Below are 11282 nucleotides of genomic sequence, written 5' to 3' on the forward strand. Positions count from 1 at the left end.
GTGGGGGTGGGGTCAGGGGCGCAGGTGGGTGGCGAGTTCGGCGAACGACGCGACGGAGATGTCGGCGAGTGGATCTGCCGGCGGCGGTGCGACGGCCGGGCCGTGCTCGTCGGGTCGGTACACGTAGGCCGTGCGCAGCCCGCGCGCCCGGGCCGCCGCGAGGTCGTCGACGTGCGCGGCCACCAGCATCACCTGCTCCGGTGCCAGGCCGAGCAGTCGCGCCGTGGCGTCGTAGACCTCGGGATCGGGCTTGTAGTGCCCGACCAGCTCCGCGGACAGGATGACGTCCCAGGGCAGCCCGGCCCGCTTGGCCATGTCGACGAGCAGCGCGACGTTGCCGTTGGACAAGGTGCCGATCACGTGGTCGCGCTTGAGCCGGGTGAGGCCGTCGACGGCGTCCGGCCACGGGTCGAGCCGGTGCCAGGCCAGCACGAGCTCCGCGCGTACCGGCTCGGGGACGTCCGGGACCCCGAACTCCACCAGCAGGTCATCCAGCGAGGCGCGGTGCAGCCCGTCCAGATTGGTCCAGGGCTGCTCGCCGCGGCGCACTCGGTCCATCGAGGGCAGATAGCGGCTGCGCCAGGCGTCGGCGAAGGCTACCGGGTCGACGGCTGCGCCGGTCCGGCCGCCGAGCAGCGCACGCGCGTCTCGCGCCACCCCCGACCGCCAGTCGACCACCGTCCCGAACACGTCGAACACCAGCGCGCGAACGTCCACCCGCCGGACCCTACTGAGCACGACGGAGACGGCCCCGGCGAGAGCTCGCCGGGGCCGTCTCCGCGTCGCGCGGTCTGCCGTCCTAGGGGGCCGTCGCCGCGCCCGGTGCGTACCTGCTGGCCAGCAGGCTCTTGCAGTACTCCCCGTTGGTCTCGATGCCGACCCGCTGCAACCGGGCCCGCCGCAGGTGCAGCGGGACCTGCTCGGAGGTGACCCGGCTCCCGTCGGAGTGCACGAGCAGCGGGGCGTCGTCGCCGTGGGCCATGCCCAGCGCGGCCCGCCGTTCCCGGAGCCGGTCCAGGTCGGGCGACGGCGGCACCTGGCCGAGGGTGAGTTCGGCCAGCTCCTGCGGACCCGTCCCGGCGTCGACCAGTGGCCGGGCCACCCGGTCCTGGCCGGCCAGCGCGGCCTTGGTGAGGAACTGGGCGCGCAGCGCGTCCAGCTCGGCCACGGCCTCGCCGGAGAACGCCCCGACGAACCCGGAGTGCGCCGCGACCCCGTCGTTGATCTCCGATGAGGCGAAGTGGTCGGCCAACGTCACCTGGGCGCGCGTCACCTCCCGGACCGCCGACACCGCGTCGTAGGCGTCGGCAACCATCAGGAACGAGAAGTTCGGCGCACAGAAGAACGTCGGCAGCCGCAGCCGGATCGTGGCCACCCCGTCGGCGGAGACGGTGCACGACTCGACGAAGTCGAGCGTGGTGATGGGCTCGTCCAGCTCAGGGTCGAGAACCGTCTCCAACGCCGCCCAGACCGCGGGCGGTGTGCCCGGGGGGGCCTCGATCATGCCTGCGCTCCGGCCGTGTCCTTGACCAGTTCCTCGCCTGGCTGCATCGCCTCGTCGGCGGTCGTCGGGAGCTGGCACTCGGCCGGCACCTCGATGTCGTACAGCTTCGCCGCGTTCAGCCCGAGGATCTTCTTCTTGCCGGCGGTGGTGAGCCGCGGGTAGTCGGCGTACTGCTCGTCATCGGGCATCTGCCAGTCGACCAAGCCCTCGACCTGCCACTTCGGCTCCCAGATGCCGTAGTCGCTGCCGAAGGTCATCTTGTCCTCGCCGACCCAGAACAGCAGCTCGCCCATCACCTTGGCGAAGAACTTCGGCCGGGCGTGCATCAGCCCGCCGATCACCACCGACAGGCCCGCGTAGACGTTGGGCTCCTGCACCGCCATGAAGCAGAAGTCCTCGATGCGCGGCAGGCCGACGTGCTCGACGATGAAGTTCAGGTCGGTGAAGTCGGTCGCGGCGTGGTCGACGTCGGTGACCTCGAAGGCGTCCTTGTCCAGCGGCCAGATCGTCGGGCCCTTGTGCACGTGGATGTTCTTGATGCCCAGTTCCTGGCACTTCTCCAGGTACTTGTAGGCCTCCGGGTCGGTGAGCTTCCAGCCGCGGGAGCTGTCGTTCCACTCCGCGGTGTAGAGCTTGACGCCCTTGAGGTCGTACCGCTCGGCGTCCTCCTCGAGCTGCCGCATCCCGGCGTCGCCGTCACGCGGGTCCCAGCGGCCGTTGGTGATGAACCTGCCCGGGTACTTCTCGGTGAGCAGGTTGTTGCGCTCGGCCGTGTTGAAGCCCTCGGTGTACCAGTGCTTCAGGTAGGTCGACTGGAAGATCGCGACGTCGACGTGGCCGTCCTCGAAGACGTCGCGCATCAGGTCGTCCTCGGAGTACTTCAGGTACTTCTCGTAGTCCCACTGGGTCTCGGGCGGGCCGAGCTGGTGGTAGCCGTAGAAGCAGTCGATCCAACCCTTCGCCAGGTTTTCCCGCCCTGGTACCCAGTTCTCCCGGCTCGCGTCCCAGTAGTGCATATGCGAGTCGACGATGAAGTACTTCTCGCCGTCCTTTTCGTACATGGTGGTGGGCCTCCGCGTCAGCGTCGTTGCAGGACAGATCGGGTCGAGGCGGTCAGGGGACGAGGATCGCCCGGCCGCGGACACGGCCGGCGTCGAGATCGTGAATGGCGTCGAGGGCGGCATCGAGGGGGTACTGCTTGGTGTGCAGCGTGACCTTGCCCGCCTGCGCCAGGACCATCAGTTCGGCGAGGTCGTTGTAGGTGCCGACGATGTTGCCGATGACGTTCTTCTCGCCGGCGACGAAGTCCAGGGTCGGGGCGGTGAACTGGCCGCCGTAGCCGATGACGAACTGGTAGCCGTCCGGCCCGGTCATCTGCCAGGCGTCGTTCTCAGCACCCTGCTCGGCAACGAAGTCGAACACGACGTTCGCGCCCTCGCCCCCGGTCAGGTCCTTGACCGCGTCGACGTGGGTGCCGTCGGCCTGGACCGTCTCGTCGGCGCCGATCTGCTTGGCCAGCGCGAGGGCGTCGGGGTTCCTGTCGACCACGATGATCCGGGTCGCGGTGAGCGCGGCCAGGCACTGGATGCCGATGTGGCCCAGCCCGCCGGCACCCTGCACCACGGCCGTGGTGCCCGGGTACAGCAGCGGGATGGACTTGCGCACCGCGTGGTAGGCGGTGATACCGGCATCGGCCAGTGCGGCGACGTCGGCGGGATTGGTCTCCGGGTTGAGCTTGACGCAGGCCCGCGCAGTGGTGCGCAGGTACTCGGCCATACCCCCGTCGTTGTTGGACAGGCCCGGGAAGAACGCGTTCGTGCACTGCATGTCCTTGCCCGCGCGGCAGGCGCGGCACAGCCCACAGCTGGGCTGCGGATGCAGGATCACGGTGTCGCCGGCGGCCACGTTGGTGACGCCCTCGCCGACCTCGTGCACCCAGCCGGCGTTCTCGTGCCCGATGACGTAGGGCAGCTCGGGATTCATGGCCTCGGCCCACTGGCCCTCGAGGATGTGCAGGTCGGTGCGGCACACCCCGGCCCCACCGATCTTGACGATGACGTCGAGCGGGCCGGTGATCTGCGGCTCCGGGATGTCGTCGATCGTGGGATCGGAGTGGTACTCGTGCACCCGGACGGCTTTCACGCCCGCACCTCCTTGGTCTCGGCGGACCGCACGCCCGGCCGCGTTGCTGCCGAGATGCGGTGTCGGATCTCGCTCTCGATCTCAAACCGAGGTGGTGGTGGTCACAAGGGGGTGGATTCCACGGAGCGAGAAAAAGGACAAACCGGGCGGAGCTGCCGCGGGGCCGGATCAGGCCTGCACCGACCGCCAGACCCGCTCGGGGAGCAGCCGCATCGCCTGCTCGAGATCGATGTCCGTGGCGCCGGCGAGCCAGCGCCGGGCCGTCTCCGCGAGTGGGCCGACGACCAGCATCTCCATCAGCGGGTCCGGGAGGTCGACAACCCGGCCGGCGACGACGTGCGGACGGACCCACTCCAGCAACCGCCGCATCCGGGGCTCCTTGGCCTCGGCGACCAGCGCGGCGTGCGGTGGCGCGAAGGTCAGCCACGGCGTGCTCTGCATGAACCGGACCGCCGCGGTGTGCTCGGCGACGAAGCGCAGGTAGGCCACCACCAGGGCGTGCACACCCTCGCGCGCGGTGGTGGCCGCGGTCGCGGCGGCGACGAGCGCGTCCATCAGTTCGCCCATGCACCGGGCGTACAGCGCGGCGGCCAGTCCGTCGAAGCTGCCGAAGTGGTGGTAGAGGCTGCCCTGGCTGACTCCGCTCGCACCCGTCACGGCCTGCACCGTGAACCCCTCGGCGCCGAGGCCGGCGTGCACGGCGAGCGCCGCGTCGAGCAGCCGGCGAATCGTCTGCTCGCCGCGCTGCTGCTTCACCCGCCCGAGCCTATGAGGTGTACAGCGCGTCGAGCCGGTCGAGGTTGGCCGCCTCGACCTTCTTGCGGCGGATCTTCAGGCTCGGCGTCAGCTCGCCGTCCTCAATGGTCAGCTCACGCTCCAGCAGGACGAACTTCTTGATCGTCTCCCAGCGGTTGAGCTGGGCGTTGAGCCGGTCGATGTACCCCTGCACGAGCTCGTGGACCTGCGCCGAGGCGAGCAGTTCGGAGTACGGCAGGTCGCCGAGCTGCTGCGTGGCGGCCCACACCTTGACGGCGTCCGGGTCGAGCGCGATGAGCGCGCTGCAGAAGTTCCGGCCGGCGCCGTGCACCACGACCTGGCTCACGTACGGGCACAGTGCCAGCAGCTTGCCCTCGATCGGTTGCGGCGCGATGTACTTGCCGCCGGAGGTCTTGAACAGGTCCTTCTTGCGGTCGGTGATGCGCAGGAAGCCGTCGGCGTCGAGCTCCCCGATGTCGCCGGTGGCGAGCCAGCCGTCGTGCAGCGCGTCGGCGGTGGCCTCGGGGAGCTGGTGGTAGCCGGTCATCACGCTCGGGCTGCGCATCAGCACCTCGCCGTCCTCGGCGATCGTGACCTCGGTGCCGGGCAACGGGCGTCCGACGGAGCCGAGCCGGAACGCGTCGGGCCGGTTGACGCTGGCCCCGGCGGCGCACTCGGTCATCCCGTAGCCCTCGAGGATCAGCATGCCGGCCGCGTGGAACCAGCGGGCCAGGTCGGGCGCGAGTGCGGCCGAACCGGAGACGAAGAAGCGGATCCGGCCGCCGAACCGGTCGCGGATCCTGCGCAGTACCAGCGCGTCGGCGATCCGGTGCTGGGCGGCGAGCAGCGGCGACACCGAGCGCCCGGCGAGCTTGGCCTCGCTCACCTTGCGCCCGACCGAGATCGCCCAGTCGAACAGCTTCGCCTTCGGCCCGCCCTCGGCGGCGATCGTGGTGACGATCTTCGCGTAGGCCTTCTCGAAGATCCGCGGGGCGGCACCCATGAACGTCGGGCGGACGACGGCGAGGTTGTCCACGATCCGGTCCACCCGGCCGTCGACCGCGGTGGCGAAGCCGATCGCCAGCTGCGCGGTGAGCAGCACCTTGCCGAACGCGTGGGCGAGCGGCAGCCACAGGTACTGCAGGTCGTCGGGGCGCAGGATGCCCTCGGAGGAGAGCGTCGAGCCCTGGTAGGTCCACGCCGCGTGGGTCAGCCGCACGCCCTTGGACCGCCCGGTGGTGCCGGAGGTGTAGATCAGGGTCGCCAGGTCGTCGGGGGCGATCGTGGCGATCCGTTCGGTGACGGCGTCCGGCTTGGCGGCCAGCAGTTCCGCGCCGCGGCGCGCGAGTTCGTCGAAACCGATGACCCACCCGGCGTCATCGGGGCCGGGCTCGCCGTCGATCAGGACGACGGTGTGCACCTCCGCCAGCTCGGCGCGGCGCTCGCGGACCTTGGCGAGCTGTGCGGCGTCCTCGGCGATGACCACCCGGCTCTGCGAGTCGGAGAGGATGTAGGCGACGTCCTCGGCGATCGTGCTGGGGTAGACCGTGGTGGTCGCGCCGCCGGCGCACATGACGGCGAGGTCGGCCAGGATCCACTCGAAGCGGGTGCCGGACACGATGGCCACCCGCTCGCCGGCTTCGAGACCGACGGCGAGCAGGCCCGCGGCCAGGTCGGTGACCCGGTCACCGGTGGTCTGCCAGCTGACGGACTCCCAGGAGTCGCCCGCGCCGGGCAGTCGGAACGCCTCTCGGGACCCGGCGGTGGTGACCCGGTCGATGAACATCCGGGCGACGCTGGCCGGCCGGTCCATGAGGGTGCTCGTCATCCGCTGCTCCGCGTGGTCTATCCGGTACGGCCGTACGTTCTAGAGAATCTTTCTAGAACACAACTCTGGATCGACGCCATAGTTACTGATGAGTAATATAGCCTGGCATGAGCGTCGACGTGAGCTGGGTGCCGGACGCGCTGCGTCGGGCCGTCCCATGGGTCCGTACGTCCGGGGTCGAGTTCGGCGAGGTCACGACCACCCGTGCGGTCGCGTACCTGCCCGACCACGAGGAGCTGCGCAACCACGTCGGCGGCCCGCACGCGGCGATGATCTTCGGTTTGGCCGAGACCGCGTCCGGTGCGGTCGGGCTGGCTGCGTTCGGCGCGACGATGGAGCGGGCCACCCCGCTGGTGGTGCGCGCCGAGATCGGTTACCTCAAGCTGGCCCGCGGGCCGCTCACCGCCGAGGCGGTGCTGACCCGCCCGGCCGCCGAGGTGCTCGCCGATCTGGACGCCGGGCGCCGGCCCGAGTTCACCGTCGCCGTCGCGGTCCGCGACGGCGACGGCGCCGAGACCACCACCATGACGGTGGTGTGGACGCTCAAGCCCAACCGCGCCCCCCGAGCCGGCTGAGCGAACCTGCGCTTCCGGTCGGCGGGGACCCCTGGAGGCGACTAGCGTCCGGCCACGTGCGAGTGGTGATCGCAGGAGGACACGGACAGATCGCCCTTCGGCTGGCCACGCTGCTGGCCGGCCGGGGTGACGAGGTGGTCGGCGTGGTGCGCAACCCCGGCCACGTCGCCGACGTCGAGGCCACCGGGGCGGCCGCCGCGGTTCTCGACCTCGAGTCGGCCACGCCCGGCCAGTTGGCGGCGCACCTGGACGGCGCGGACGCGGTGGTCTTCGCGGCCGGCGCCGGACCGGGCAGCGGCGCCGCGCGCAAGGACACCGTCGACCGGGCGGCCGCGGTGCTGCTGGCCGACGCCGCCGCGCAGGCCGGGGTGCGGCGCTACCTGCTGATCTCCTCGACCGGTGTGGACGCAGCCCCGGCCGAGGGCACCGACGAGGTGTGGGCCGCCTACCTGCGGGCCAAGAAGGCCGCCGAGGACGCGATCCGGGCCGCCGACCTGGACTGGACGGTGCTGCGCCCGGGCCGGCTCACCGACGACCCCGGGACCGGCCGGGTGCTGCTCGCCCCGCCGCCCGTCGACCGCGACGAGGTCACCCGCGACGACACCGCGGCCGTCCTCGCGGCGCTGCTCGACGCGCCGGGGACCGCGGGCCTGACCCTCGAACTGCGCGCCGGGGAGCAGGCGATCCCCGACGCCGTCACGGCGCTGACGGGGACGACGCCGTGACGACCCCCGGCGCGGGCGGGCCCCGCACGTTCGACGTGATCGTCATCGGCGCGGGTCCGGCCGGGGAGAACGCCGCCGACCACGCCGCCCGGGCCGGTCTCTCCGCCGCGCTCGTCGAGGCCGAGCTGGTCGGCGGCGAGTGCTCCTACTGGGCCTGCATCCCGTCCAAGACACTGCTACGCACCGGGCACGCCGTCGCCGCCGCGCGCCGGCTGCCCGGCGTCACCGCCGACGTCGACCCGGGTGCTGTGCTGGCCCGCCGCGACGCGTTCGTGCACGACTGGCACGACGACAGCCAGGTGCAGTGGGCGCAGGCCGCGGGGATCACCGTGCTCCGCGGGTACGGCCGGCTGGCCGGCGAGCGGACGGTGCAGGTGGACCGGAGCGACGCGGTCGAGCGCGAGCTGCTGCGGGCCCGGCATGCCGTCGTGGTGGCCACCGGTAGCGTGCCGAAGCGGCCCCCGGTGGCCGGGCTGGACACGGTCCGCACCTGGAGCTCGCGCGACGCCACCGCGGCCAAGGAGGTGCCGCGCCGGCTCGGGGTGCTCGGCGGCGGCGTGGTCGGCTCCGAGATGGCGCAGGCGTTCGCCCGGCTCGGTTCGGCGGTCACGCTGGTGCACCACGGGCCCCGGCTGTTGCCGGCGATGGAACCCTCGGCCGGTGAGCGGGTGGCCACGGCGTTCCGCGAGGAGCACATCGACCTGCGCCTGGAGCAGTCCCTGGACGAGGTGTCCCCGGCCCCCGACGGCGCGATCCGGCTGCGGATGGGGATCGAGACCGTCGAGGTCGACGAGCTGCTGGTGGCGACCGGGCGGCGGCCCGACACCGACGACGTCGGGCTGGGCAGCGTCGGGCTGACCCCGGGCGAGGCGCTGGACATCGACGACTCCGGGCTGGTCACCGGCGTGGACGGGGAATGGCTGTACGCCGTCGGCGACGTCACCGGCCGGGCCCCGCTGACCCACCAGGGAAAGTACGAGGCGCGGATCGCCGGCGCGGCGATCGCGGCGCGCTCGATCGGCGAGCCCCTCGACACCCGGCCGTGGGGCGAGCACGCCGCCTACGCCGACCACGTCGCCGTCCCGCAGGTGGTGTTCACCGACCCCGAGGTCGGGTTCGTCGGCAGGACCGAGGCGCAGGCCCGGGCCGCCGGGATGGACGTCCGGGTGGTCGAGCTGGAGATCGCGGTGGCCGGCTCGTCGCTGCAGGCCGACGGCTACTCCGGGATCGCGCGGATGGTCGTCGACGAGTCCCGGGGGGTGCTGGTCGGCATGACCTTCGTCGGCCAGGACGTGGCGGAGATGCTGCACGCGGCGACGGTCGCGATCGCCGGCGAGGTGCCGATGCACCGGCTCTGGCATGCCGTCCCGGCGTTCCCGACGATCAGCGAGGTGTGGCTGCGGCTGCTGGAGACCTACCGGGCTCAGGTGAGCTAGCCGGTCTGGGTGAGCGCCACGGCGATCCCGATCGTCGCCGCCATCAGCGCGGTCTCCAGCCCGGCCCACCGCAACACGGGGGTGCGCCCGGTGGCCAGCCGGCGCCGGGCCAGCCCGCCGAGCCCGCCGAGCAGGATCAGGAACATCGTCTTGACCACGACGAGCCAGCCGTAGCCGGTGGTCCACAGCGCCGTCCAGGAGGCCAGCCGGGCCTGCGCGGTGAGCAGGCCGGTGATCGCCACGGCGAACACGCAGAATCCGGCCAGTCGGGAGAACCGGGGCAGCGCAGCGTCCAGCAGGGTGCGCCGGTGGGCCACCAGGACCAGCATCGCGCCGAGCCCGCCGACCCAGGCTGCGGCCGAGCCGACGTGTATCGCGACCATGGTCACCGCGAGCTGATGGTCGGGCGCGGAGCCGGTGTGCCCGGTGACCGCGGGGGTGAGCACCCCGAGCAGCGAGGCCACGAGCAGGACCCGGACCGGGACCTGCTCGGGGCGGACCACCCGGGCCACGGCGCAGCCCAGCACGACGGCCGCGCAGCCCGCGGTCAGCACCATGCCCCGGCCGGCGGCCAGGTCGACGGCCCAGCGCCTGACCTCGCTCGCGCCGAGGGCGGTGATCGGGGTCGCGAAGGCGTCCGCGGCCCGGAACGCGATCCCCGCCAGCACCAGCACCAGCCAGCCGCCGGCCAGTGCGACGAGCGCCCGGTCGACGCGCCGCTGCAGGGCCAGGGTCTCCCGGTACGCGGCCTCGCCGTAGGGCAGCAGCACGCTCAGCAGAGTCAGCCCGACGCAGGCCACCCCGGCGACGTCCATGCCGGAGCGGGTGATCGTGGTGCCGAGCAGGATGGACGGTCCCGAGCCGCGCAGCGCGCCGGCCAGCACGCTCGCGACCACGGCGGTGACGACCGCGAGCCCGGTCCAGATCGCCGGTCGGAGCCGGGGATGCGGGCCGGGCCGCGCGGTCGCCCGGGTCATCCCCGGCCCAGCCGCAACGCGGCGACGACACCGCCGCCGACCAGAACGATCGCGCCGACGATCCACGGCCAGACCGGCGCCCCGCCGGAACCCTGGTCGGGCGCCGCCTGGGCCGCCGGCGCCGGGACGGCGCTGGGGGCGCTGCCGGTGCCGGCCCCGGGGGTGGTCAGCGTGAAGCTCACGCTGCCCTCGACCGGGTGCCCGTCGTCGGAGACGACGCGGTAGCCGATCGTGTAGCGGCCGGCCGGGCCCAGCGGCTTGACTCCGACACTCACGCTGTCACCGGAGGCCGTGACCGCGCCCTGCTGGTAGGCCAGGTGGTCCGGGCCGATCACGGTGAGGGCGTTGAAGCCCTGCTGCATGGTGTCGCTGAAGCGCACCGTGACCTTGTCCGGAGCGGTGGCCAGGCTGGCGCCGTCGGGCGGGTCGCTGCCCTCCAGCTGGGCGTGCGCGAAGGCCGGGGCGGCACCGAGCAGCAGGGCCACCCCGGCGAGCAGCGTCACGGCGAGCGCGCGGCCCGCGGCACGGGCTGCGTGGGCCGGCGCGGTCACCGCGTCTGCTTCTGCTTGGCACCGCGGTTGCGCAGCGCCGCACCGCCGCCCAGGCCGAGGCCGAGCGCACCGACGAGCAGCCCGGCACCGCCGAGCCAGCGGGCCGTGTTGTCGGTCGGATCGACGGCGGCGGCCGCCGTTGCGGCGCCGCCGCCTCCGTGGCCGTGCCCCCCGGCCGCGGCCGGGGTCAGCGTGACTGCCGGGGCGGGGTGCTGCGGCTCCGCCGCACCCGGAGTCGTCGGCTCGTTCCACGCCACGACCTGACCGTTGTCGTAGGTCTGGGTGGCCGGCAGCACGAGGGTGTCGGTGCCGGTGGGCAGCGGGCCCAGCGACAGCGGGAAGTCGACGAACTGGCCCGGTCCGATGCGGGTGCCGGGCTGCGCGGTCCAGGTGACCGAGGTGACCGCCTCGGTGACGGTCGTGCCGGCGGTCTGCACCGGTGGGTTGAGCGGGGTCTTGGTGACGGTGGCGGTCCAGCCGGGCATCGGGGTGGTCCGCACCGAGGTGATCGGGTGGTCGGTGGGCAGGGTGACCTCGAGCTTCACCGTGCCCGCGGTGTCCGACTCGTTGGGCACCCGCATGGAGATGACGCTGTAGCTGCCCTGCGCGGCCTCGCCCGGTTGGGCGGTGACGTGGGCGAACGCTGGTGCTGCCCCGAGCAGCACGGCGCCCGTGGCGATGGTGAGGACGACGCCGCCGCGTAGTGCGGATCGGCGGAAGGGACGACTCATCTGAGGGTTCTCCGGTGGTCCCGCCGGTGGGCGGGACCACCGGAGAACCCTCAGATG

General features: G+C 72.7%; 12 protein-coding genes. 3 read left to right on the plus strand and 9 right to left on the minus strand.

Annotated elements, in window-relative coordinates:
* Window positions 1-12: 12 nt before the first annotated feature.
* The 6 genes from HF526_RS33485 to HF526_RS33510 form a co-directional block, all read right to left on the minus strand.
* On the minus strand, window positions 13-717 hold the full coding sequence (locus HF526_RS33485) for a haloacid dehalogenase type II (RefSeq protein ID WP_169385671.1): 705 nt from the start codon (window positions 715-717) through the stop codon (window positions 13-15).
* An 82-nt stretch (window positions 718-799) separates the two neighbouring features.
* Entirely contained in the window at window positions 800-1504 is a 705-nt protein-coding gene (locus tag HF526_RS33490; RefSeq protein ID WP_169385672.1) for an iron-sulfur cluster assembly protein, read from the minus strand.
* Window positions 1501-2565 (minus strand): amidohydrolase family protein, encoded by a 1065-nt coding sequence (locus HF526_RS33495; protein ID WP_169385673.1) that lies wholly within the window; start codon window positions 2563-2565, stop codon window positions 1501-1503. Before HF526_RS33495 ends, HF526_RS33490 begins: the two co-directional genes overlap by 4 nt.
* Before the next feature lie 52 nt (window positions 2566-2617).
* Window positions 2618-3646: an alcohol dehydrogenase catalytic domain-containing protein gene (locus HF526_RS33500; protein ID WP_169385674.1), complete on the minus strand. Its 1029-nt coding sequence runs from the start codon at window positions 3644-3646 to the stop codon at window positions 2618-2620.
* A gap of 168 nt (window positions 3647-3814) precedes the next feature.
* A complete protein-coding gene (locus HF526_RS33505; protein ID WP_169385675.1) occupies window positions 3815-4402 on the minus strand; it encodes a TetR family transcriptional regulator in 588 nt (195 codons plus the stop codon).
* Between the two features lie 10 nt (window positions 4403-4412).
* Window positions 4413-6230 carry an AMP-dependent synthetase/ligase gene (locus HF526_RS33510; protein WP_169385676.1) on the minus strand — a complete coding sequence of 606 codons (1818 nt, stop codon included), beginning with the start codon at window positions 6228-6230 and terminating at the stop codon, window positions 4413-4415.
* 107 nt (window positions 6231-6337) lie between these two features.
* Between HF526_RS33510 and HF526_RS33515 the strand changes: the two genes are divergently transcribed.
* Genes HF526_RS33515 through HF526_RS33525 form a run of 3 tightly spaced genes read left to right on the plus strand, consistent with a single transcriptional unit; the run spans window position 6338 to window position 8966 of the window.
* Entirely contained in the window at window positions 6338-6805 is a 468-nt protein-coding gene (locus HF526_RS33515; protein WP_169385677.1) for a DUF4442 domain-containing protein, read from the plus strand.
* 56 nt (window positions 6806-6861) lie between these two features.
* A complete protein-coding gene (locus HF526_RS33520; RefSeq protein WP_169385678.1) occupies window positions 6862-7530 on the plus strand; it encodes an NAD(P)H-binding protein in 669 nt (222 codons plus the stop codon).
* The gene (locus HF526_RS33525; RefSeq protein ID WP_420821681.1) at window positions 7527-8966 is read left to right on the plus strand and encodes a dihydrolipoyl dehydrogenase family protein; all 1440 of its coding nucleotides are present in this window, start codon (window positions 7527-7529) and stop codon (window positions 8964-8966) included. Before HF526_RS33520 ends, HF526_RS33525 begins: the two co-directional genes overlap by 4 nt.
* Here HF526_RS33525 and HF526_RS33530 read toward each other — a convergent pair.
* The 3 genes from HF526_RS33530 to HF526_RS33540 are packed head-to-tail and all read right to left on the minus strand — an operon-like array spanning window position 8963 to window position 11225.
* Complete coding sequence (locus HF526_RS33530; RefSeq protein ID WP_169385679.1) at window positions 8963-9943, minus strand: copper resistance D family protein; 981 nt, start codon at window positions 9941-9943, stop codon at window positions 8963-8965. The two genes, HF526_RS33525 and HF526_RS33530, sit on opposite strands and share 4 nt — an antisense overlap.
* Window positions 9940-10494 (minus strand): copper resistance protein CopC, encoded by a 555-nt coding sequence (locus HF526_RS33535; protein ID WP_169385680.1) that lies wholly within the window; start codon window positions 10492-10494, stop codon window positions 9940-9942. Before HF526_RS33535 ends, HF526_RS33530 begins: the two co-directional genes overlap by 4 nt.
* On the minus strand, window positions 10491-11225 hold the full coding sequence (locus tag HF526_RS33540; protein WP_169385681.1) for a YcnI family copper-binding membrane protein: 735 nt from the start codon (window positions 11223-11225) through the stop codon (window positions 10491-10493). Before HF526_RS33540 ends, HF526_RS33535 begins: the two co-directional genes overlap by 4 nt.
* Window positions 11226-11282: the final 57 nt, after the last annotated feature.

Origin of the sequence: Pseudonocardia acidicola, assembly GCF_012911935.1 — a bacterium.
In the GTDB taxonomy this organism is placed as follows: Bacteria; Actinomycetota; Actinomycetes; order Mycobacteriales; family Pseudonocardiaceae; genus Pseudonocardia; species Pseudonocardia acidicola.